This is a genomic window from Vibrio variabilis (assembly GCF_003263785.1).
Classification (GTDB): Bacteria; Pseudomonadota; Gammaproteobacteria; order Enterobacterales; family Vibrionaceae; genus Vibrio; species Vibrio variabilis.
In genome coordinates this window covers 82,007-105,068 of record NZ_JYJK01000084.1, presented here as the reverse complement: position 1 = coordinate 105,068, position 23,062 = coordinate 82,007, and the positions used below count along the sequence as shown (strand labels likewise).

The following is a 23,062-nucleotide window of genomic DNA, read 5'->3' as shown; positions in this document are numbered from 1 at the left end:
TAATGAAATCGGTTGTAGTTGGTGATGAAACGTTTTATCCCTCGAAAATTCTATGCGTTGGCCGAAACTACGTTGAGCACATCCGTGAACTAGGCAATGAAGTTCCCGAGAACATGGTGGTGTTCAACAAACCGAATTCGAGCATAGCGACCGAGCTACATTCCTTCCTTGATGAACCGCTGCACTATGAAGCGGAAATCTGTTTTCTTGTCCGCGACCAACAGCTCTATGCTGTCGGCTTTGGGCTAGACCTTACCAAACGTGGCTTGCAGTCGGCTTTAAAATCAAAGGGATTACCTTGGGAGCGCGCCAAAGCGTTTAATCATGCTGCAAAGTTCAGCCGTTTTGTACCGCTAGACGATATGAATATCGATGAGCTAGAAGTTGAGTTGTTTATCAACAGCATGCGAATGCAGCTTGGCTCAACGACGCAAATGCTCTACAAACCGGACGTTATTCTGAGTGAGCTTAGTACCTACACCCAGCTCGAAGACGGCGACATCATCATGACAGGCACACCACAAGGCGTGGGCGAAATTGTTGAGGGTGATCGATTCCTCGGCCGCATCAAGCACCAAGGTAAAGCGATCATTGAAGTAGAGTGGTTGGCTATTTAACTACCTTTAAGCTTCATTTCTTGTAAATATCATTACTGGAGATAGGTTGCCCACGGTCTCCAGTTTATCTTTAGATTGCGTAGATTCTAAAATCGTAATTTGTCAAAAACTTCATACTCGCCACCTCAGCTTCCTTCACAAAAATGCACTGACTATTTTTCTTCTTGCGGATCTGGAAATCCGTTACTAGCATTTAGTTAACAAAAATATAACAAATTGTTTCTAGTTGTATTTAACTGATACCGGACTCAATAAGTAAGTGGTCAGTGAGCAGTTTTGACCGTTTACTTGTGTAGTTTGGCTTTACTTTTTGGACTCATGTAAGAGTCGAAAAACCTAGTTGGTCTTCGTTTATCGTCGTCGAATCACAGCTTGTTGGGTTTTGATTACGGACTTGTCCCATCCTGGAAGGTTTGATCACTTTCCAGACGTGCTTGGCATAAGTCATAGGGGAACCACGTCAGGATAGACGTGGCTAGGCAAAGGAGAAATCTTTTGAAGAGATTGCTGACCGTTCACATTGGAACTGGTTTGGCGACTGCGCTCGTCAGCCAACCTCTCTTCGCGGAGTCGAGCAAGTACAACTTGACTCGCGGGGTTACTGGTATCAGTAACCAAGTGTATGACCTACATATGCTCATTTTCTACATCTGCTGTGCTATCGCAGCGGTGGTGTTTGGGGTGATGTTCTACTCGATTTTCAAGCATCGCAAGTCCAAAGGCGCGGTAGCCGCTAACTTTCACGAAAGCACCAAGGTGGAAGTGGTTTGGACTGTTATTCCCGTCATTATCCTCGTATTGATGGCGATTCCGGCAACCAAGACTTTGGTTGCGATGGAAGACACATCCCAGTCAGACATCACCATCAAAATTACTGGCTCACAGTGGAAATGGCATTACGCTACTTTGGCGAAGATGTTGAATTCTTCTCGCTAATGTCCACGTCACAACAGCAAATTGATGGTGTTGAAGAAAAAGGGGCGCATTACCTGCTTGAAGTAGACAACCCGCTTGTCGTGCCAATCGGTAAAAAGATCCGTTTCCTAATGACCTCTGATGACGTAATTCACTCGTGGTGGGTACCGGCGTTTGCCGTCAAAAAAGATACGATTCCGGGTTTTATTAATGAAGCTTGGACAAAAATTGATGAGCCCGGTGTTTATCGTGGCCAGTGTGCAGAACTTTGCGGTAAAGCACATGGTTTCATGCCGATAGTGGTTCAAGCCATGGCTCAAGATGATTACGACGTTTGGCTGACGGGCAAAAAAGAAGAGATGGCACTTGCCAAAGCAGAGGCTGCCAAGGCGCTCGATGCCACCTTATCAATTGAAGAGCTGCTGACTACAGGCGAAGCCGTGTATGCATCTCGATGTGCCGTGTGCCATCAGGCCAATGGTCAGGGACTGCCCGGCGCTTTCCCTGCAATTGCAGGAGCCGAAGTGGCCACGACCGGACCTGTCGATATCCATATAAGTAAAATCGTTGATGGTGTGGCTGGAACCGCCATGCAGTCGTTCGCCAATCAGTTAACCGACAAAGAAATCGCTGCCGTGATTACTTACCAACGCAATGCTTGGGGTAACAATACCGGCGATGTGGTTCAGGCATCGGATATCAACAGCTACAAAACTCAGGAAGCGGAGCCAAGCTCCAAGGAGTTATGATGAAAACGGATCCAATGGAAAAAGTGAAAGCATCGGCGGTGACTGATGCGGACATGAGCCGAGCAAACAGCACGGCAGTCATCGAAGACGATCATCATGATCACGCGCCATCAGGTTGGCAGCGCTGGGTATACTCCACCAGTCACAAAGACATCGGCACCCTCTACCTGTGGTTTAGCTTTATTATGTTCTTAACCGGCGGCGCGATGGCCATGGTCATCCGAGCCGAACTGTTCCAACCAGGACTGCAGTTGGTCGAACCGAACTTTTTCAACCAAATGACCACAGTTCATGGTTTGATCATGGTGTTCGGTGCGGTTATGCCAGCGTTTACGGGATTGGCAAACTGGATGGTACCCTTGATGATTGGCGCGCCAGATATGGCTTTGCCACGAATGAATAACTTGAGTTTCTGGATTTTACCGTTCGCGTTTCTGATACTCATTGCGTCACTTTTTATGCCCGGCGGAGGTCCGAACTTCGGCTGGACATTTTACGCGCCGCTTTCCACCACCTACGCCCCGGACAGTACTGCGTTGTTTGTATTCTCGGTACACATCATGGGTATCAGCTCCATTATGGGGCAATCAATGTCATCGTCACTATTTTCAACATGCGCGCGCCAGGCATGACATTAATGAAAATGCCTTTGTTTGTTTGGACTTGGCTCATAACAGCTTTCCTACTTATTGCTGTTATGCCCGTGTTGGCGGGGCGGTGACCATGGTATTGACCGATAAGTACTTTGGAACCAGCTTCTTTGACGCGGCGGGTGGTGGTGATCCTGTGATGTTCCAGCATATTTTCTGGTTCTTTGGGCACCCAGAAGTGTACATCATGATCCTGCCATCCTTTGGCATTATCTCAGCCATTGTCCCTGCGTTTAGTGGTAAAAAGCTATTCGGTTACCACTCCATGGTTTACGCAACGTGTAGTATCGCGTTGTTGTCGTTCCTCGTGTGGGCACACCACATGTTTACTACAGGCATGCCGGTGTTTGCTGAGCTGTTCTTTATGTACTGCACCATGCTGATAGCCGTGCCGACAGGCGTGAAAGTGTTTAACTGGGTGGCGACCATGTGGCGCGGCGCGCTCACCTTTGAAACGCCGATGTTGTTTGCCATCGCCTTTATTGTGCTATTCACGATAGGCGGATTCTCAGGGCTGATGTTGGCGATTGTGCCGGCGGACTTCCAGTATCACGATACCTACTTTGTGGTGGCGCATTTCCATTATGTGTTGGTGTCGGGCGCCGTGTTCTCGATTATGGCTGCGGCTTACTACTGGTTACCGAAATGGACCGGCAATATGTATGACCACAAGTTGAGTCTGTGGCATTTCTGGTGTTCGGTCATTTCGGTGAACGTGCTGTTCTTCCCGATGCACTTCTTGGGTCTTGCGGGGATGCCGCGCCGTATTCCGGACTACGCGATTCAGTTTGCCGATGTAAACCAAATTGTCTCTATCGGCGGCTTTGCGTTTGGACTGTCCCAGCTTATTTTCCTTTGGTTGGTCATTAAGTGCATCAAAGGAGGCGACAAAGCGAGGCTAAACCTTGGGAGCGCGCAGAAGGCTTAGAGTGGACAGTACCAAGCCCAGCGCCACACCATACCTTCACCACACCACCTAAGATCGACTAAAGGTAGGTTGCTATGGATAGCGAAACCAGAAAATCAAACCGCAAACTCGTAGGGTGGCTGGGTGTGGCCGTTGTGGCGATGTTTGGCTTTGGTTTCGCTTTGGTGCCTCTTTACGACATTATGTGTGAAGCGTTGGGCATTAACGGCAAAACCAATACAGAATCAGCGGTACAACCCATTGGTATGCGAGCGGACATCACGCGCACGATTCGCGTTGAGTTTATGGCGCATGTCAATCCGGATATGCCCTGGGCATTTAAACCAGAAAAAATGTCCTTGGATGTTCATCCGGGCGAAGTGATTCAGACAGCCTACTTTGCGTACAATCAATCTAATCAATCACTTATTGGTCAGGCTGTACCGTCAGTGTCTCCGGGCACTGGGGCCACCTATTTTAATAAAATTGAATGTTTTTGTTTTAACCATCAACCATTAGAAGGTAAGGGTAAGGCGGAAATGCCGTTGATCTTCTACATTGAGCCTGACATTCCAGAGTCAATCCACACCCTGACTCTTTCTTACACCTTGTATAACATCACGAGCAGCGCCGCTACCGACGGTGCCGTTCTCGAGATCTCTCGTGCACAGGTCGGTAGTAGTAGTCGCGCACTCGAATTTCCAACATCGGAGATAAGCTATGAGTAAAGCTCAAACTTATTATGTTCCGGCGCAGAGTAGTTGGCCCATTGTTGGGGCTGTGGCGCTGTTTCTTGTCGCCGTCGGCGCAGGGCTGACCGTCCAAAACCTTGATACTGGCGGGGCAGGGAGTGTCATTGGTGGCGTTGTGCTGGCGCTTGGTGTTGCTGTACTGATTTATATGTTTTCTGGATGGATGAGCAATGTGATCTCAGAGTCTATGTCCGGGCTCTATTCAGACCAACTCTCACGCTCATTCAAGCAAGGCATGAGCTGGTTTATTTTCTCTGAGGTGATGTTCTTCGGCGCGTTTTTTGGCGCACTGTTTTACGCGCGAATGATTTCAGTTCCTTGGCTCGCTGGCGCTGACAACAATGTGATGACTCACGAAGTTTTGTGGCCAGCTTTCGAAGCGATTTGGCCTTTAACGCTCACGCCAGATGGGACAACCACTCAAGCAATGCCTTGGCAAGGGCTGCCACTGCAAAACACCGTGATCTTGCTGCTGTCTTCTATCACGCTTCATATGGCTCATGTCAGCCTAGAGAAAAACCGCCGTACAGCGCTCATTGTTTGGCTTGAGCTAACCATAGTGCTTGCCGTATTTTTCTTGTATTTCCAAGCCGTTGAGTATGCTCACGCCTATCAAGATATGGGGCTAACACTTCAGTCCGGTATCTATGGTAACACCTTCTTTATGCTCACCGGCTTTCACGGATTGCACGTGTTTATCGGAACCGTTTTCTTGATTGTATTGCTGTTCCGAATCGCCAAAGACCACTTCACACCGAAAGACCATTTTGGTTTCCAAGCAGGAAGCTGGTATTGGCACTTTGTGGATGTGGTATGGCTGTGTTTGTTTGTGTTTGTCTACGTATTGTAAAGGCTGAGCCCCAGCGGCATAAAGCGCTGGGGTAGTAATGACTCACTAATAAGGTCGGGGGTTAGGCGTTAAGAAACCACTTTGAAGCGCGATGATGAGAACAATAATGACAATCGCGGAAAACAGAACACGGCGGCCAAGATAATAACTCATTGGTTTTTCGGAAGAAGGGTCGTCGCGCACCATTCGAATTAGGGCAAGCGCTAAGTTAAAGATGATGAAGAGTAACAGCAGTACTAAAGCAATCTTAAACAACAGTGTGGGTGACATGGATACTCCTCATGTTCGCTTTTACCAAACCGCGAAGTTTTGGGTGGGGTTGGTATTAACTGTGGTTGTGTTTTCATCATTGGTCAAATTGGGACTGTGGCAAAAGCAGCGTGGCAATGAAAAAGTGGCTTTAGAACAGTCGCTTGCTTTACGAAGTGAGCAGCCTCCGGTCGCTTTATCCTCTCTCGACTTGCCGTTGGCTCACCACGGTGATCATAACTATCAACGTTGGATTGCACTGCCAGTGAGCGCTCACTTAACTCCCGAGCCTGTTTTGTTCTTTCTCGATAACCAAACCTTTGATGGCAAAGTCGGTTACTTGGTGTTGCATTTGATGCGCGACACTGAGAAGGCAAATCAGCGTTACCTAGTGGAACTCGGTTTTGTGGCGGGTGGTTTAGATCGTCAAACTCTTCCTAGTGTTTCCACTTTATTGGAGCCGGTGGCGTTCAGTGGGCGCTTATATAAAAAAATGGACAGTCCTTTGGGATCAGAGCTTCACACCGAGCGTTTTGACTCAGATTCAACTCAGCAATATCGAATTCAGCACCTTAATACAGCGAAGATTAGTGAACTTGTTGGTGCTGAGCTGTCGGCTTGGGTGGTTCAGCCAACGGATACGTTGACGGCCTATCCTCATCCTTGGAAACCGGTATCAATGAACTCAGCCAAACATTTTGGCTATTCGTTTCAGTGGTTCACTATGGCAGCGGTGTTTGCAGTCGTTGTCTTAGTCGCATTTTGGCGCAGCTGTTTTCAACCAAAGAAAAGTGTGCAGCCGAAGAGAAAGTTGGCTTCAAAGCATGAAAAACACATAGCACGACCGACGAACAAACGAGGTTAGATGATGAGCAGTAAAGTAGAGACAACGAGAACAGTATCATCAGACGCTACACCGACTGCGTCTTCAGTGAGACGCGGCCGCCTAACACTATTGGCGCTCATCGTGTTTTTTGCATTGCCCTTTATCATCGCCAAAGCCATTTTGAGTAACCATTGGTATGAATCTGGGGTCACGAATCATGGCACGCTCGTTGAGCCAAGAGTGACGTTTGAGTCTCTTGATTTGGTTAACCCACTGCAAACGAAGAGCTGGCAACTTGGATTTATGTTACCCGCGGATTGCAATGATGCGTGTATCAACCGCCTGTACATCATGGGGCAAACTTATTTGGCATTAGGCAAATATAAGGAACGTGTGACACCTGTGGTGTATGTGTTGCCAGAACAGGTATTGCCAGAGTTACCAGAATCTCTCAGCGTGGTGACGGTCAATGCGGCCTTTACGGACGTGGTTCCAGAACAAGGCTATTTGATTGCCGACACCCTTGGTCAACTAGTGATGTATTTCACACCTACCTCAGAAGATAAGCAAGTCGCACACAGTAAAGGGCTGCTCTCTGATTTGAGAAAGTTACTGAAGTTATCACGAGTTGGTTAGACGCATGAAAAGCACACATTCTTAGTAATTGATATGTAGTAAGTCGATAGTCACAGCAAGGAGTCGCTATGGGATTGATCAACTTAGTCAGAGCTTCATTGGTGTTTACGGTCATCGTGATTGCCATGGGCGCGTATACACGATTGGCCGATGCGGGATTAGGTTGTCCGGACTGGCCTGGCTGCTATGGACAATTGACCGTTCCCAGCTCAAAGGTCGCAGTGGAAGTCGCGAATACGCTGTATCCAGAAAGAGCCGTTGAGCCTTATAAAGCGTGGTTAGAGATGATCCATCGATATTTAGCGGGCGGCTTAGGGTTAATGGTGTTTGCGATAACCGCTATTGGTTTATCAAAGAAGCGCAGGGAACTAGGCATCGCGCTGCCAATCTCTCTGTCACTAGTGATTGTGTTTCAAGCGGCACTGGGTATGTGGACGGTGACGCTCAAACTCATGCCGATCGTAGTGATGGGGCACCTGCTCGGTGGCTTTACCATGTTCTCTTTGCTGTTTTTTACCTACCTAAAGCTAAGGCCTAGGGTTGAAGTTCGCCGTGCCAACAGTGCCGATGAAGCCTCCAACGCTGATAAGGCATTTGAGCCCAAAGTTGTCGATAAGCCAGCAAGGCAAACATTGCCGACGCTGGTCAGTTCACGTCTGAAAGTATTCGCGTTGGTTGCTCTGTTTGTCACGGTGTTGCAGATCATGTTGGGTGGATGGACGTCGTCGAATTATGCTGCGGTGGTGTGTACCGCGCTGCCAATTTGTGAAGGGAATTGGACACAGTACTTGGATTTCAAAACCGCCTTTACACCGGTTCATTTTGGCTTTGATGATTATGAGTTTGGCGTACTTGAGTATCCGGCAAGGATGACGATTCACGTGACTCATCGAATCGGTGCGATTGTCGTTGCGCTTGTGGTCGGTCTGTTGGCATTCCGCTTATGGCGCTATCCACATCCAGCGATAGAAAAAGTGGGGGTGACGTTAGCCGCGCTTTTGACAGTCCAACTGCTGTTGGGACTTAGCAACGTTGTGTTCCACCTTCCGCTGCCTGTGGCTGTGTTACACAACCTTGGCGCGGCCTTTTTACTGCTATCGCTTATTCACACCAACTACGTATTGCATAGCGCGCGCTACGTGCGAATCGAAAAACCGACATTGACCATTGTTGAAGCCAACAGCCAAGTTGCTGCCCTCAAGGTGTCTGGAGACAAGGAGAGTTCTCTATGAGTAAAACGACGATAATCAGCAACCGTGAGGTAAACTCGGCCTCCAAACCCGTAATCAACTGGCGCGTTTATCTGACGTTAACAAAACCCAAAGTAGTCGCCTTGATGATTTTAACCGCCCTAGTCGGGATGTGTCTTGCAGTGCCTGGTGCGTTACCGGTGCAAGCCAGTATCTTGGGTTTAGCCGGTATTGCATTGATGGCGGGTTCTGCAGCCGCGTTTAACCACCTGATTGATCGCCGTATCGACGCCATAATGGCGCGTACCCATAAACGCCCCTTACCATCTGGTGACCTAAGTGCAGGCAAGGTCATGACGTTTGCCAGTGGCATAGGCATAGCAGGCTTTGCAGTGTTGGCACTTGGCGTGAATTGGTTAACGGCTTGGCTAACATTTGCAAGTTTGCTTGGTTATGCGGTGGTGTATACCTTGTATTTGAAGCGAGCAACGCCGCAAAATATCGTTATCGCGGGTATAGCGGGTGCCATGCCGCCGCTATTGGGCTGGACGGCAGTGACGGGAGAGCTGCATGCCAATGCGTGGCTGTTGGTGATGATCATCTTCATCTGGACGCCGCCACATTTTTGGCACTAGCGATACATCGAAAAGATGACTACGCCAAGCTGACATTCCAATGCTGCCGGTAACACATGGGGTGGAATACACCAAAACTTCTATCTTGCTGTATACAATTTTGTTGGCGCTAGTGTGCTTGATGCCAGCTCTGGTTGGGATGACGGGGTTGGTCTATTTGGCAGGCTCAACCTTCTTGAGTGCTGGGTTTATCTACTATGCATGGAAGCTTAAAGTCGCGGCCACGGAGAAAACCGCGATGGAGACCTTTAAGTTCTCTATCATTCATTTGATGGTGCTGTTCGTTCTACTGCTTGTTGACCACTACATGCCAGTCTAGGTATTGACTTGTTGAGCCTATCTCTGCTGGCTTTCAAAGCGTCGAAACAGTAGGGATAGCGCAAGGCAAAGTAAGAAATAGCATAAGCCAACAATGAGCCAGATTTCAAAAATAAGCCCGGAAGAGTTAGCCATCTCAGTGCCGACAAAGGTCATTTCTTGTATGGAGATTAACGAGACGATAGAGGTATCTTTAACAAGAGAAATCGCTTGCCCTGCCAGTGCTGGAGCCACAGCTGTTAGCACTTGTGGCGCAATGACATCTTTGTATTGGTGCCAGGTCGACAAGCCTAACGACTGACCCGCCTCCCATTGTCCTTTTGGGATAGAAGCCAGGCCGGCGCGAATGATTTCCGCCACATAAGCCGACGACAGAAGACCGATGCAGATAACGCCAGAAAGTAGGTTCTCCCATAGCGAGCTAGGACCAAACAAAAAACGCCTGCCAACCCGAGACCTCACCGCTATAGCCACGAAGCACATCACTGAGCCCGAGTAATGGGATCAACTGATTCGAAATGAAAAAGTAAAAAATAAAGATGAACACCAGCGGCGGAATATTGCGAACCAACTGGATAAATAGGTTAGCGGGGATGCTAAATACTGCCATCGCTGAGTGTTTCGCTAGGCCGAGTAAGGTGCCTAACGTTACGGCAAGCACCAAACCCCACACACTGAGTCTCAGTGTGGCAATGATGCCTTGGACAAAATAAGGTAACCCTCCGTTTGCGGTCGGGTTGAACACCAACTCAAACGCCTGACTCCAGCGCCAGTGATAGTTGATTCCAATGGATGAACGGTACGCCAGCCAGGCAACGAGTCCCACCACAGCGAGCAGCAATACGCCATCCAGTAAGGTAGGACTCCATCGCCTTGCTGGTGATGGGTGTTTATCCTTGGAGTTCAATTTGATTGAGTTGGTGTTGCTCATTGTAATTATTGTCCGCCAGCGATTTGGTCTTGCCAATCTAGGGTAGAGAACCAGTATTCATAGCGCTCTTTTAGCCAACCATCATCGGTTCTTGCTTGGATCCACTTGTCGAAGAAGGCTTTTTTATCTTCTTCACCTAGACGTACAGCGAAAGCTTCGTTTCCTTTAGAGAGACGCTCGCTAAACGGAATAAATAACGCGTCAGCATGTTTAACCGCTTCATGTTCAGGTTTTGGACTTGAGGCGATAACGGCGTGGGCGTTACCGTTCAGTACTTCTTGGAACGCTTGGGCGTCGTCGTCAAACTGCAGAACTTTCGCTTTAGGGAAGGTTTCACGAGCCACTTGTACGGTGAATGCGCCGCGGCGAGCCGCGATTTTTACGCGGCGTGAGTCAAAGTCTTCAATCTTAGAAAAATCACCAGCCAATGCTTTGCTTGCCGCGACTTGAACACCTGAGTGTGAGTAAGGTGTGGTAAACAACACGCTCTTTGAGCGCTCTGGCGTAACAGACATACCGCCGATGATAACGTCGAATTTTTGAGAAAGCAGAGCAGGGATGATGCCATCCCACGCGGTAGGTACAAACTCAACTTTCCAACCTGCGTCTTCAGCGAGTCGTTTTGCTACATCGATTTCGAAGCCAATAAGTTCGCCCTGTTTGTCACGCATGGCCCAAGGTACAAACGTTGACATTCCGACACGCAATGTGCCGCGTTCGTTTATCTTATCGAGATTAGGTGTCTCGCTGGCTGCGGCGCCAAAAGAGACCGCAAGGCCAATTGCGACGGTACTGGCTGCTTTTACTAGATGTTTGAGTGTCCTTTTCATGGGGTGACTCCTTGTTAGTAAATCATGGTTAGCATAGAGAGTTATGACCGCTTCTCTTGACTTAAACGATATTCAAGCCAGGCAGAGAAACCAGACAAGGTGAGCGTTAACACGAGGTAAATCGCGGCAACAGTAAACCAAATTTCAAATGGCATCGCGGTTTCAGCCACGATGTTCCTTCCTTCAGTGGTGAGGTCGAAAATTGCCATCACACTGACGATGGATGAGTTCTTAATTAGCGAGACGACTTCGTTGGTCAGCGGCGGCAGTGTGCGTCGCACCACTTGCGGCAGTATCACGTCATAGTAGGTATAAAAACGAGATAGACCTATAGAGCGGCAGGCTTCGAACTGACCTTTGGGAACACTATTTAGACCCGCTCGGAGGATTTCTGCTGTGTAGGCACCCTGGAATAGTGCTAAGGCAAATACCGCTGTGGAGAATCGATCGAGCCGATGATGGGGCCAAAGACAAAATACAGAAGATAGATTTGTACCAATAGTGGCGTATTTCGTATGCCTTCCACATAGGAATGGGCGATAGCGCGGCCTACAACCGAATTGGAGGTTTTTAACAGCGCGGTAATGAGGCCGAATAGTAAGGTAAACAGCAACGCTAAAGCGCTCAGTTTGATGGTGACAATTAGTCCCTCTAAAAGCTCTGCTGGCCACCATTCACCATCTTCATAGAATGCGAGATAGTCAGGCACGCGCTCCCATTGCCAGCGATAGCCCATGGCCTCGGCACCACTGTTGAGCAGCCAAGCTAGTGCTATCGCTACTAGAGCGATTTGTAGGATGGCGGAGAGTACGGGCTTAATAATCTTGAATATCATCAGTGATTTAAGATCTTGTCCAAAAATGCCTTAGTACGTGGATGTTGAGGGGCGTCGAAGATTTGACTCGGTGGCGCCGATTCTAAAATTTGCCCTTCATCCATGAAAATAACATTGTGCGCTACTCGCTTGGCAAAGCCCATTTCGTGGGTGACGCATAGCATGGTCATGCCTTCTTCAGCCAGCTCAACCATCACGTTGAGCACTTCGCTGATCATCTCAGGATCGAGCGCTGACGTTGGCTCGTCGAAAAGTAGAATATCGGGTTTCATGCACAGAGAGCGGGCAATGGCAACGCGCTGCTGCTGACCGCCAGAAAGTTGAGAGGGGTACTTGCCGGCTTGTTCGGCGATTTTCACTCGCTCAAGCATCTCCATAGCGCGAGATTCCGCTTGCTGTTTGGAAAGTTTAAGCGTGCGTATTGGAGAAAGTGTCAGGTTTTCAAGCACAGTAAGGTGTGGGAAAAGGTTGAAGTGCTGGAACACCATGCCGACTTGACCGGGTTTGATACTCTTTGAGTTCACATCATGACCAAGTACTTGGATATCGCCAGAGTTGTAGGCTTCTAACCCGTTGATACAACGGATCAGCGTAGATTTGCCAGAGCCAGAAGGACCGCAAATCACGACGATTTCGCCTTGTTTGACTTCTAGCTGGATAGAGTTCAGAGCTTGAAAGTCTCCGAACCACTTATTGACGTCGTTAAATTGTACTGCGTTCACGTGGAACCCATTGTTTTTGTTATCTCTCACTACCTTAGCAATATCGATAACTCATCACAACAGAGATTTTGAAATGTGAGAGAGGCGGTAAGCGAGTCAGCCCCCGCCTCTACTTCGACAACAACAGCGTATCACGTAACTACTCTGCTCTAGATTGTCTGCTACTTAGTCGATTATCGGAAGTTAAATAGCTCGGCATGGAAAGCAGTTGTTTGCATGTTGAGCGCTTTCATCTGACTCAGTAGCGCATTCTTAAACCCGACAGGGCCACAAAACCAAATACTGTGCTCTGACAAATCTGGGTGCTGCTGCAAGATCTGCTCGATCGATAAGAACGGCTTAAGCTATTATCGATAAGGTGAAACTCGATATTAGCGCCCTGTGCCGCAAGCTTCATTTCCTGTATCAGTAATGGTGACGGTGCTTGAGTACAGTAATAAAACACCACTTTTTGACCCCTAGGTTGGTTTGCTAACTGCTCGAGTCTGGCCTTAAACGCTGCGCAACCAATACCTCCGGCAATCCACACTTGTTTCTTGTTGTCCTCGAAATCGAATTGGCCATACGGACCCTCTACTTCAACGGCTTGACCTACTGTCACGCGGTTATGGATCTCCGCGGTAAAATCTCCGAGCGCTTTGATGAGAAAGCTTACTTGATGGCTTTGGTTGTCGTATGAGGCAATAGTGAACGGATGAGGTTCTTCATCGCCGAGTTTAACAAACGCAAACTGTCCCGCTTTGTGCCCGCGCCAATGTGGGAGCGCGGCTACAACTTTGGTAGTCTGGTTTTCTTTGTTGTACTCAACGCTAGTCACTACGCCTGTGTGCTTGCGGCGATGACCTATCTTGCCTACCAGACTCCAAACGGCCGCGATAATACCAGCGACAACAAGGACTACCGTGACGGGTGTGATTAAGTTGTCCCAGTAAGCGTGTTTGAGCAGCACCAAAGAGTGGTAGCCAATCGCAACAAAAGCGATGGCCATTAGCTTGTGTGTCCACTTAAATAGTTTGTATTTAATGGGAACAAATAATGCTAACACTGTCAGACCGATAAACAGATAAAGCGTCCACTCTCCTAGGCTTTCTGCACCGCTTCTAAGTGGCTGAATGATTGCGTAAAGCGAGTTTGGATCGATCGGCATGCCAGCACCACGTTGTGGGCGTTCCATAAAGCCTGCACTCACCAGCTGTTTTGGGATGATGGCAAGCAACCAGTGAATGGCACCAATGACGACGCCATAAATGGCCGTCCATTTATGCAAACGATAAGACTTATCCAGGCCGCGAGTGAGCCGCTCAAACAATGGTAACCTCATCGCGAGGAGCATGGTAATCGTTAATAGCAATACGGATAGAATGCCGGTCAGTTGCAGTAGAGCGCTGCGCCATGGCATAAAGGTCTCATAAGTAAACAATGAGGGTTCGGCTTGAAGCCATATCAAGGTGACAGCCAGTACGAGGGTGAGCACCATTAAATAGAGTTTTTTCATCATAACGCTCCTATTGAGCTTTAACTCTACCCCTAGCAATGTAACTTTACGTCAGCGTCAGTAAATCAATGTAAATTCATGAGCTAGTTTGGGTTTTCACGAAGCTTATACGCCATATCGTATTCAGTCGGGTAGGATAGAGTGATATCAATGGATGTGCATAATAATGAAAAAACTGATTTCAATTCAAAGCGTCATGATTGTTGGCTGCTTATCGCTTACTTTGATCCCGTTATTCTATAAAGTCGATGTGCCAGGAATGAAGATCCCAAACTGCACAATGGAAGAGGTAATCGAAACCCCCATTTTCTTCTTCGTTTCCAAAACGGTGGTGGATAAATATGGCCTTGAAGAGGTCAACACGGAGTTAGATAAGTCAGTACGTAAAAGCAATGTGATAATGCAAAACTCGTGCATTCCCATGAAGCGAACATTGGCCGCTGTCGAAACCGTCGATTTTAACTCGGCCTCATTGTTTGATATCGACCAAATTAGACGTCAACTGGCGAAGCGTGTTGGTGAAGAAAAGGTACACAACATTGAACGGCTTCCTAATCAGTTTTATGGCGTGATCCTCGCCGATGAGGATGGCTATTTTGAGTATGACACTATTGGAACGACTAACCCGGATGAAAATAGCCAGTTCTTTATGTTGTCTGAGCATGCTGATGAGTACACGTTAGAGCATGAACTGGGCCATCTTTCTTGGGCTTGGCATGACGATCGCTCATGGTTCAAAGTACTTGATGAAAGGTTAGAGCAGCACACTTCCGAAATAAATAAAGATAGGCTCAAACCTTATGCGAGAGGGTATCAATGCGGCGGTGCGGGCACCATTATGAGCTATGAGCCAGAACTGCTGTCGATTTATTCAAGCCCTGATATAACTAATAATGGCAGAACGTGCGGCGATGAGCAGTATGCAGATAACGCGAGGCAGCTGCGAGAATTTGCACGCGATCTAAAACAGAAAATGCAGCTAAAGAAAGCCGCTACCCTTTGATATTTGTTACGTTCAGAAAAAAGTGGTGAGTGGCACTAGGCCAACTCACCACTTTCTCAATCCATTCTTTCTGTAATTGGCAGACGCGTTACACCAATTGGCTGAGGGCGTCTAATGCGGAGGCTCTATTTTCAGCCGCTGGCTCATCACCCATGTTCAGCGCTTCGGCGTAAACAAATTCAACGTCGGTCATACCTAGGAAGCCAAGAATCGTCGCTAAGTAGTCATGCATGCTATCTCTTGGCGTATCTTTGTGAATGCCACCGCGAGTGGTTAGCACAATAACTTTTTTGTTTTCGATAAGGCCAACGGGGCCGGTCTCAGTGTATTTGAAAGTGACGCCAGCACGAGCAATAAGGTCGAAGTAGTTCTTAAGCTGCGTTGGGATCATGAAGTTATACATTGGCGCTGCAATCACTACGGTATCTGCCTGCTTAAGCTCAGCAATCAAGGTATCAGACAGTTCAACGATCTGTTTTAGCTCGTCGGATAGATCGTCACCGTTGCTGCGAAGCGCGGTTGCTACGGCCATGTCCAGAACTGGAATTGGCTCAGCGGCAAGATCGCGAGTTGTTACATTTGACTTGCCCTCGACGGCTTGCGCGATGATTTGATTTGACTGTGAATGGTCACCAAGAATGCTGGATTTTAAAACAAGTGTATTCGACATAGGACTATCCTCTTTATCTGAAGCAACATTTGCTTCTCAATCTTTGGAATCAGTCTAATAACTATGATGATGACGTTTAAGGTCGTTTGTTTGAGCATCTAGTTCGAAAAATTTGAACACCAAAATAACCTTATAAAAAGTGGCACTATTTATGCTCGGTTTCCCGTAGTACTTGTAACTTAAATCTACTTTTTGGAGGTTCCCATGACGAAATGGTTTCCATTGATTACCGCGATGTTCTTGAGCTTGGCTTTAATTCTGGGAGTGATGATTTACTTTTTTGGTATGCAAGCCATTGTTAGTACAGCATCTGAGTGGAAAAACTCTTGGTTAGTGATCATGATGCACGTGCTGTGGTTTTTCTCCTGTTTGTTTGTTGCGATATATAGCATTGAGTCATTTCTTACTAAGGTGAAGATGCACTTCACTCGTGCAGTGTGACTGATTTTAGTGCAATGCAGCGGCGTGGGACGCTTTAAAACCTGTTTTGACGGAATGGATTACGACTCCTCGTTCGACTGTGCGAGACGCATTTTTATGTAATCAAGAAATAGCTTGGTACGCGTGTGGTCGTAGTCGAGTTTTGGGTAGTAGGCGTAGACTGTGGAGTCCATGGCTTGGATCTCTGGCAGTATGCGAATCAAGGCACCAGTTTTGACATCTTCTTTGATCATGATGTCATTGCTAATCAGCACGCCCATGCCGCTTTTGGCTGCGTAAAACAGCGCCTCGGGATTGGTGGTCGCAAAGTTTCCAGAAAGCATGATGCGCTGATTTTTGGAAATTTTGTATTCTCGTTGAGGGCGCTCTCCCCAAATCAAAATATTGTGCTGCTTGAGTGATTCAACCGTTTGTGGCTCACCAAACTTAGCAATGTAAGAAGGGGCGGCATAAAAACCAATTCTCTGCTCAAACAGTGGGGTTTGTTTAATGCTCAGAGCATTCAGCGTGTCGAGCTCACGGCTGATAAACACATCCAAGTTGCTGTCGGGCATCGCGCCGGGAACTGTCGTGGTGAGCTGGATGCGAATGTCGGGATATTGGATGAGGAAATCGTTGAGATACTGAACTAGGAATTTCGACCCAACGGCAATGGTGGCACCGATTTTTAGCAGTCCCGCAGGGGTCTCATTGACGGAGCGAGTTTCGTCGATAATGGACTGAAACCGGTCAAGCGAGTCTTTGGCACGTTGATAGAAAAGGGCACCCGCTTCGGTTTGTGTCACTGAGCGAGTCGTGCGCTTGAGTAGTTGCACGCCAATGCGTTCTTCAAGCCAATGGACGCGTTTGCTGATGGCTGAGCTGGTGGTGTTGAGGCGGCGAGCTGCGCCGTTGAAACTTCCCTCTTCGACCACTCGAATGTAAGTGTTGATACACGATATCCAGTCCATATTCAGCCTCTTAATTATTTCCTAACGGGACGCATTCTGTTTCCTTTATGGTGTATTATCAATGATTCATACGCAATATAGAATGTGTGTATGAATAAAACAAAGCCAAAATCATTCAATAAAACGCCAATGTTGCTCGCGATGATGATCATCGCAACGGGTCAAGTTGGCGTAAGTATTTACCTGCCTTCACTGCCTCTAATTAGTGAGTCACTTGCGGTTGGTCATGCCGACGTTCAAATGCTAGTGACTTTGTTTTTGGTTGGATTTGGTCTGTCACAACTCTTCTACGGGCCTTTGTCAGATGCTATCGGTCGACGCCCAGTCTTCATCTTGGGACAAGGTGTTTATTTGCTGGGTACCTTGCTGTGTATCGTATTTAGTGATCACTTTGCCGTACTTGAATTTGGCAGGCTATTGCAAGGCTTAGGTGCAGGAAGTGCTTCGGTGCTTGGGCGGAGTGTGCTGCGTGATAGTTATGACGGTAAGCAGCTCACCAAAGCTTTGTCTTACATCTCGGTAACGGCGTCGGTGATGCCGATTATTGCCCCAGTGTTTGGCGGTTGGATTGCATTTCATTTGGACTGGGAAGCGGTATTTGTCTTTGTGCTGGTGTACTTGGTGGCAATCTTTACTTTGGGCTGGTTTATCCTGCCAGAAACCTTGCCCTATGCCCCACGTGCCTTTAAACCTAAACAGGTCATGCAGACGTACGCCAAATTGATTGTAAACCCTCAAGTTATTGGAAGTGCGAGCTATAATTGGATCAGTTACCTTACTGCTGTGGTATCGCTTAGCTTGTTTCCGTTTCTAATGCAGCACGAACTGGGGCTGACCGCAGCAGAATATGGATCGATTATGATCATCCCATCGGCCGGCTTAATGATGGGTAGTGTCTCGCTCAATATATTAAACCGTTACTTTTCAAACAGCTGGATTTTATTCCTAGCGATTGTATTGTCAGCAATGGCGGGACTTTGGCTGCTAATGGTAGAGATGACAGTGTTCAATCTACTCCTCGCATTCACTGTGCTGACGATTGCCCAAGGACTGTCGTTTCCAATCTCTATTGCTCTGTTACTTGAGCCACATAAGACTCAAGCTGGTTCGGTTTCGGCGCTTTCAGGATCGATACAAATGGTGATTGCGGGCGTGTTTGGTGGATTTTTAGTGGAGTACTGGGTGACCAATCAAGTGGCATTGGGGCGCTTCTATGTTATGTCTGCGTTATTAATGGCAGTCGTATTGCTGATGAGCCAGGTTCGACGTTTTGGAGACAGCGTTACACCTGTAGACAACTAACTTTTTCGCTGCGTTTTTATTCCATAGAGCTTCTATGCTGCAAAACTTCTATGCTACAGAACTTCTATGCGACAGAGCTTGTTTACTAAAGAACGCCTATTTCACGAAGCGTTGCTGGTCTTTGCTCAAGTCAGCGATTGAACCATTAGAGCGTAAGCTGCCCTAAGTTGTTCATTTGTGTCACTACCCAGTGTGTTCGTCTGTTTACGTAATCAGACATCGGGGTAGGGCGAATTCGATAAGGGTTTGGTAGTACAACCGCAAGCTGTGCTGCCTGAATCGCGGTTAATTGAGACGACGGTACTTTGAAAAACTTCTGACTAGCGGCCTCAACGCCATAGATCCCAGGGCCGAACTCAATGACATTAAGGTACACCTCCATAATACGCGCCTTGCCCCAAATTACTTCTAACAAAAGCGCGATATACAGTTCATAGGCCTTTCGTATGTACGTTTGACTCGGAAATAAGAACACGTTTTTAGCGGTTTGCTGAGTAATGGTACTTGCCCCACGACTCGGACCATCAGCACCGCTGTTTGAAATGACACTCCACAGAGCAACAACATCGATTCCGTGGTGATCGGGAAATCGTTGGTCTTCGGATGCTATGACTGCTTTAGGCATATTTGGTGAGATAGTTTCTAGTGACGCCCATTGCTGATGGACTTGTGTGGGATACCCCTCCGGGGGCGACAGAGTTCGGGCAATCTTCCATCCCCAAATAGGCGGATTAATAAACTTAAAGAAAATCACCAATAGCAGCGGTACGCCAAGCAGAATGCAGGTGATATTGATAAATAGCTTCTTTATCATAGTTTTCATTATGTTATGAATCTCCCAGGCTATTGACTAGTGTAGAGCTGATTCTTGTTGGGTGCAAAAGGGTGATGTCAATTTGTGGCGCTGAGTTGAACTAACCGTAAGGTATGTCGTCTAAAAATTCAGTTTAGCTTTGACGTAATACCGACCCTAAACAAGGAAAACAAAATGTTAGTAAAGGCCACGCCCTATTTTCTTGCTGCCTGTTTGGCACTTTCCCCTAGCGCATTTGCAGCCGAAGAAACGGGCTCAGACGTAAAAGCACAAGAGACAAGTAAAGAAGTCAGCTCTGAGAGTACTGAATCAAGTAGTAAATATGAGGCGACACTCAATAAGTTTAAACAAGCCCCTGCCACCTTACCGTTTTTTGAGAACGCTTACGGCTACGCGGTATTCCCGACCGTCGGCAAGGGTGGCTTTGGTATTGGCGGTTCCTATGGTGAAGGGCAAGTCTACAAGCAAGGTGTGCATGTGGGGGATTCAACATTGGCGCAGCTAAGCATTGGATTGCAACTTGGAGCCCAAGCTTACAGCGAAATTATTTTCTTTGAGAGCAAGGCGGATTATTACGCATTCACCAGCGGCAGCTTTGAATTTGGTGCGCAAGCTTCTGCTGTGGCGCTGACACTAGGCGCGAGTGCGCAAGCGGGCTCTACTGGTGCAGGTGCACAAGCGGGGATAAGCAAAGCCAGGCGACTTACATCAATGGAATGGCGGTGTTTACTATGACCAAGGGCGGTCTAATGTATGAGGCATCGATTGGTGGTCAGGGTTTCTCGTTTGCTCCAAACAACAATTACGACGCGAACTAGTTAAACCTAGGTTGCTTGCGCCGCTTTCTTTGATGGGAAGCGGCTTTATGATTAGAGATTAAAGGGGAGTTAGTGAGCGGTAAGCTGCTCAGCACCGCGCAACATTGCTTCAATAAGCTCACCTGCATTAAATTTCACTAATGCTTCATGAGCACCCACCTGATGAGCACGTTCGGTACACATTTCGCTAGATAACGATGTATGCAGTATTCGATAGGCGTGTCCCAAGCTAGGGTCATTTTGTACTTCAAATGCCAACTCATAGCCATCTAAGCCTGGCATTTCGATATCGCTCACAAGAATGTCGATGGCATCGTTTTGCTCGGCTTTATTGCGCATAAATGTGAGAGCGCTGTTGCCGTCTTTGCAAATATCGAACGGAATATTAATTTGGTTAAGTGCATCACCAAGCTGTTTGCGGGCAATAGAAGAGTCATCCACCAACAAGATATTGAGCGCTTTAATTCGCTCCCTCTGCACATCGGTGAGCATAGGAATTTTGGTATCAGCGTATTGCGGATAAATTTTCGATAGCAACAACTCGACATCCAGCAATTGGACGATTTGGTCATTAAAACGTGTTACGCCAGTGACAAACACATTTTTGCCGCTGCTCTCCGGTGCAGGCTCAATCGATTTCCAATCACACTCGATGATTTTGTCTATCTCTCGCACCATGAAGGCGACGACAGTGCGCAGGCAGTCTGTAACGACCAGATAGGTGCTGTTGTACTCTTCTGGCGCAATAGGACGAAAGCCGATAGCCGCAGCCATATCAATAACGGGGACGGTTAGGCCGCGAATACTCACCGTACCTACCACGTGCTGGTGTGAGTAGGGAATCTGTGTCGTCGGCATGAAAGGAACGATCTCACGCACCTTGAGTGTACCGATGGCAAAACGTTGCTTTTGCATGTTAAGTGTAAACAACAACATGCCCTGTGATTGATTTGCCTTACTGATGGTTGCTTTCATTATATTGCTTTCTCTATTCGCCAATAGATTGATTTTATAAACTTTCCTAGCAAATGTTAATGCGGCAGTTGCCCGAAAAACTTTAGTTACGTGAAAAGTAAACGTGATTTGAATCTCATTTTGAATTACACTCAGCGCCACTTATCATCCCATAGTCGAATAAAGATCGAGGCAACCCATGGCGAGAACTGCGGCAGCACTTCACATTTTGGTTAAACACAAAGAGCAAGCTGAAGATATTATCAAACAGCTGAAGAAAGGTGCTAAGTTCCAAACACTTGCGAAAAAGTACTCCACCTGCCCATCAGGCAAAAAAGGCGGCGATTTAGGTGAGTTCCGCAAAGGCCAAATGGTACCTCAATTTGATAAAGTCTGCTTCTCTGGCGAAACGCTTGTACCACATTTGGTGAAGACGAAATTCGGATGGCATGTTGTAAAGGTTTTGTATAGAACTTGAGTCCTTCACGTATTCTCGCTCAACAGAGATGTTCAAATACAAATTAGCCCGCGCATTCAGCGCGGGCTAATTATTCCAATATTACAGTGCATTGCAAGCAATGTTGCCCTTAACGTCACTTCACTTTTCGGCCATTCACCCAAACTGACGAAATCGCAGGTTCGGTGGTATGCACAATGATTTTCTCCAAGATGTCTTGCTCGCTATCGAGATCATCATAAATACGAACTTGGCTACCATGGGTGTTGCTATCAACCACAAGTGCGTCGAAGTAGTATCCGGCTTGAATACGCCAACCGGTAAATCAAGCGTTAGGCCACCACCATGAGTTGCGAGCCAGAATGCTTCCACAAATGACACGCGCGTGCTCGCTTCACCGCGCTGTTCCATGATATGGGTATTCGTGCCTGCTTCGCGCACGCGAGAATGACTCACTGCATCTAATGCTGCGTGAAAGATAGAAGGCAGTGGTCCACCGGATAAATCGGAGCCTAGACCGACATGAAGGTCTTTATCGATTGCTTCTCTTAGTGGAAATGCGGCATCGGCAAAGTACATGTTGGAGAGAGGGCAGTGCGCAATGCCAGCGCCAACAGTTTTGATGGTTTCTTTATCACTTTCACTGAGAAAGATTGAATGGGCGAGTACCGTTTTACGCGTCAGCAGTCCTGTTTCGTTGTACAACTCAACATCCGTTTTTTGATAGGTCTGCTCTGTGAAATCTCGAGCCCAATCGCTTTCTGAGGCATGAGTTTGCACGTGGCACTGATATTGGGAAACCAGTTTGCTCAAACCCTCTAGTAGTGCTTTGGTTGATGTCGGTACAAAGCGGGGTGTGACTACGGGATAAATCAATCCTTGCTTTGCGTCTATTTCATTCACATTTTGGATGAAAGCTTCTGCGTCAGAGAGCGCCTGCTGCGTGGATGATTCAACGTAGTAATCCGGACACATCGATTTTTCATCCATAGAGATTTTACCAACAAGCGCACGTTGTCCTTTCTCTTTACACACGCTCGCGAGGTATTCTGATGGTGCACTGTCAATGGTGGCAAAGTACATGGCGGTAGTGGTGCCATGCGCAAGCAGTGTGTCGACTAACTCAGGGTAAATTCGAGCGGCAAATGTGAGGTCGCTGTAGCGGCTCTCTAGCGGAAAAGTGTACTGGTTTAGCCAATCATGCAGCGGAAGATCCAGTCCTTTGCCTGCTTGAGGCCACTGCGGTGCGTGGGTATGAAGATCGACGAGTCCCGGCAGTAAGTATTGATGGTCGGCAAGGCGCGTTAAGCTACGAGTATTTTCGTGTTGTTCGACTAGCGTTGCGTAGTTTGGGTGATCGGGTGACAGTACTTGGGTAATCATTCCCAAATCGTCCACTTCAATACACGCCTGCTCGATATAGTCGAATGACCCTTTCTCTGGGGCATGATATAGATTGGCAACAAAGGCTTGATTTGACATCTCAGTTCCTAAAAACGTGTGGCTAAAATCCAACTCGGCAAAAAGTGACTTTTGAAAATCAACG

General features: G+C 47.5%; 20 protein-coding genes and 5 pseudogenes. 14 read left to right on the top strand and 11 right to left on the bottom strand.

Features of this window, described 5'->3' with window-relative positions; genetic code table 11:
• The first annotated feature begins 2 nt into the window (after window positions 1-2).
• The 5 genes and pseudogenes from TZ48_RS14560 to TZ48_RS14540 all read left to right on the top strand — a co-directional run bounded on the left by TZ48_RS14560 (window position 3) and on the right by TZ48_RS14540 (window position 5,440).
• Window positions 3-617 (top strand): fumarylacetoacetate hydrolase family protein, encoded by a 615-nt coding sequence (locus TZ48_RS14560; protein WP_112479678.1) that lies wholly within the window; start codon window positions 3-5, stop codon window positions 615-617.
• Window positions 618-1,112: 495 nt separating this feature from the next.
• Window positions 1,113-2,281 (top strand): annotated as a pseudogene (gene coxB / locus TZ48_RS14555) (cytochrome c oxidase subunit II).
• A 53-nt stretch (window positions 2,282-2,334) separates the two neighbouring features.
• Window positions 2,335-3,921, top strand: a pseudogene (ctaD, locus tag TZ48_RS14550) (cytochrome c oxidase subunit I).
• Between the two features lie 12 nt (window positions 3,922-3,933).
• Window positions 3,934-4,566, top strand: a complete 633-nt coding sequence (locus TZ48_RS14545) for a cytochrome c oxidase assembly protein (RefSeq protein WP_112479677.1) — start codon at window positions 3,934-3,936, stop codon at window positions 4,564-4,566.
• Window positions 4,559-5,440 carry a cytochrome c oxidase subunit 3 gene (locus tag TZ48_RS14540; protein ID WP_112479676.1) on the top strand — a complete coding sequence of 294 codons (882 nt, stop codon included), beginning with the start codon at window positions 4,559-4,561 and terminating at the stop codon, window positions 5,438-5,440. The genes TZ48_RS14545 and TZ48_RS14540 overlap by 8 nt, the downstream gene beginning before the upstream one ends.
• A gap of 45 nt (window positions 5,441-5,485) precedes the next feature.
• On the opposite strand, the gene TZ48_RS14535 is transcribed toward TZ48_RS14540, so the two are convergent.
• Complete coding sequence (locus TZ48_RS14535; RefSeq protein ID WP_112479709.1) at window positions 5,486-5,710, bottom strand: DUF2909 family protein; 225 nt, start codon at window positions 5,708-5,710, stop codon at window positions 5,486-5,488.
• Here TZ48_RS14535 and TZ48_RS14530 point away from each other — a divergent pair.
• The 4 genes and pseudogenes from TZ48_RS14530 to cyoE all read left to right on the top strand — a co-directional run bounded on the left by TZ48_RS14530 (window position 5,709) and on the right by cyoE (window position 9,295).
• Window positions 5,709-6,554 carry an SURF1 family protein gene (locus tag TZ48_RS14530; protein WP_162674597.1) on the top strand — a complete coding sequence of 282 codons (846 nt, stop codon included), beginning with the start codon at window positions 5,709-5,711 and terminating at the stop codon, window positions 6,552-6,554. The two genes, TZ48_RS14535 and TZ48_RS14530, sit on opposite strands and share 2 nt — an antisense overlap.
• Entirely contained in the window at window positions 6,555-7,151 is a 597-nt protein-coding gene (locus TZ48_RS14525; protein ID WP_239670887.1) for a hypothetical protein, read from the top strand. It abuts the gene before it with no gap.
• 68 nt (window positions 7,152-7,219) lie between these two features.
• On the top strand, window positions 7,220-8,383 hold the full coding sequence (locus tag TZ48_RS14520) for a COX15/CtaA family protein (RefSeq protein WP_112479674.1): 1,164 nt from the start codon (window positions 7,220-7,222) through the stop codon (window positions 8,381-8,383).
• Window positions 8,380-9,295 (top strand): annotated as a pseudogene (gene cyoE / locus TZ48_RS14515) (heme o synthase). The gene TZ48_RS14520 and the pseudogene cyoE overlap by 4 nt, the downstream one beginning before the upstream one ends.
• A gap of 17 nt (window positions 9,296-9,312) precedes the next feature.
• Here cyoE and TZ48_RS14510 read toward each other — a convergent pair.
• From TZ48_RS14510 to TZ48_RS14490, 5 genes and pseudogenes are all read right to left on the bottom strand, one after another.
• Window positions 9,313-10,225: pseudogene (locus tag TZ48_RS14510) on the bottom strand (amino acid ABC transporter permease).
• 5 nt (window positions 10,226-10,230) lie between these two features.
• A complete protein-coding gene (locus TZ48_RS14505; RefSeq protein ID WP_112479673.1) occupies window positions 10,231-11,055 on the bottom strand; it encodes a transporter substrate-binding domain-containing protein in 825 nt (274 codons plus the stop codon).
• A 41-nt stretch (window positions 11,056-11,096) separates the two neighbouring features.
• Window positions 11,097-11,890 (bottom strand): annotated as a pseudogene (locus TZ48_RS14500) (amino acid ABC transporter permease).
• Window positions 11,890-12,612: an amino acid ABC transporter ATP-binding protein gene (locus tag TZ48_RS14495; RefSeq protein WP_112479672.1), complete on the bottom strand. Its 723-nt coding sequence runs from the start codon at window positions 12,610-12,612 to the stop codon at window positions 11,890-11,892. Before TZ48_RS14495 ends, TZ48_RS14500 begins: the two are co-directional and overlap by 1 nt.
• Before the next feature lie 238 nt (window positions 12,613-12,850).
• Complete coding sequence (locus TZ48_RS14490; RefSeq protein WP_239670886.1) at window positions 12,851-14,110, bottom strand: ferredoxin reductase family protein; 1,260 nt, start codon at window positions 14,108-14,110, stop codon at window positions 12,851-12,853.
• Between the two features lie 163 nt (window positions 14,111-14,273).
• Between TZ48_RS14490 and TZ48_RS14485 the strand changes: the two genes are divergently transcribed.
• A complete protein-coding gene (locus tag TZ48_RS14485) occupies window positions 14,274-15,110 on the top strand; it encodes a hypothetical protein (RefSeq protein ID WP_112479671.1) in 837 nt (278 codons plus the stop codon).
• Between the two features lie 88 nt (window positions 15,111-15,198).
• Here TZ48_RS14485 and TZ48_RS14480 read toward each other — a convergent pair whose 3' ends face one another.
• Window positions 15,199-15,780, bottom strand: a complete 582-nt coding sequence (locus TZ48_RS14480) for an FMN-dependent NADH-azoreductase (RefSeq protein WP_112479670.1) — start codon at window positions 15,778-15,780, stop codon at window positions 15,199-15,201.
• A 204-nt stretch (window positions 15,781-15,984) separates the two neighbouring features.
• Here TZ48_RS14480 and TZ48_RS14475 point away from each other — a divergent pair, with 204 nt between their 5' ends.
• Window positions 15,985-16,221: a hypothetical protein gene (locus tag TZ48_RS14475; protein WP_112479669.1), complete on the top strand. Its 237-nt coding sequence runs from the start codon at window positions 15,985-15,987 to the stop codon at window positions 16,219-16,221.
• A 59-nt stretch (window positions 16,222-16,280) separates the two neighbouring features.
• Here the strand turns inward: TZ48_RS14475 and TZ48_RS14470 are convergent, their stop codons facing one another.
• Entirely contained in the window at window positions 16,281-17,171 is an 891-nt protein-coding gene (locus TZ48_RS14470; protein WP_112479668.1) for a LysR family transcriptional regulator, read from the bottom strand.
• A gap of 90 nt (window positions 17,172-17,261) precedes the next feature.
• Here TZ48_RS14470 and TZ48_RS14465 point away from each other — a divergent pair, with 90 nt between their 5' ends.
• Window positions 17,262-18,473 (top strand): multidrug effflux MFS transporter, encoded by a 1,212-nt coding sequence (locus TZ48_RS14465; RefSeq protein WP_112479667.1) that lies wholly within the window; start codon window positions 17,262-17,264, stop codon window positions 18,471-18,473.
• 145 nt (window positions 18,474-18,618) lie between these two features.
• On the opposite strand, the gene mtgA is transcribed toward TZ48_RS14465, so the two are convergent.
• Window positions 18,619-19,296, bottom strand: a complete 678-nt coding sequence (gene mtgA / locus TZ48_RS14460; RefSeq protein ID WP_239670885.1) for a monofunctional biosynthetic peptidoglycan transglycosylase — start codon at window positions 19,294-19,296, stop codon at window positions 18,619-18,621.
• 165 nt (window positions 19,297-19,461) lie between these two features.
• Here mtgA and TZ48_RS14455 point away from each other — a divergent pair, with 165 nt between their 5' ends.
• Entirely contained in the window at window positions 19,462-20,022 is a 561-nt protein-coding gene (locus TZ48_RS14455) for a YSC84-related protein (protein ID WP_239670884.1), read from the top strand.
• A 152-nt stretch (window positions 20,023-20,174) separates the two neighbouring features.
• Here the strand turns inward: TZ48_RS14455 and TZ48_RS14450 are convergent, their stop codons facing one another.
• Window positions 20,175-21,080, bottom strand: a complete 906-nt coding sequence (locus TZ48_RS14450; protein ID WP_042501784.1) for a chemotaxis protein — start codon at window positions 21,078-21,080, stop codon at window positions 20,175-20,177.
• A gap of 178 nt (window positions 21,081-21,258) precedes the next feature.
• On the opposite strand from TZ48_RS14450, the gene ppiC reads away from it, so the two are divergent.
• The gene (gene ppiC, locus TZ48_RS14445) at window positions 21,259-21,537 is read left to right on the top strand and encodes a peptidylprolyl isomerase PpiC (RefSeq protein ID WP_004737764.1); all 279 of its coding nucleotides are present in this window, start codon (window positions 21,259-21,261) and stop codon (window positions 21,535-21,537) included.
• A 135-nt stretch (window positions 21,538-21,672) separates the two neighbouring features.
• Here ppiC and TZ48_RS14440 read toward each other — a convergent pair whose 3' ends face one another.
• Window positions 21,673-22,998 (bottom strand): amidohydrolase family protein, encoded by a 1,326-nt coding sequence (locus TZ48_RS14440; RefSeq protein WP_239670883.1) that lies wholly within the window; start codon window positions 22,996-22,998, stop codon window positions 21,673-21,675.
• Window positions 22,999-23,062: the final 64 nt, after the last annotated feature.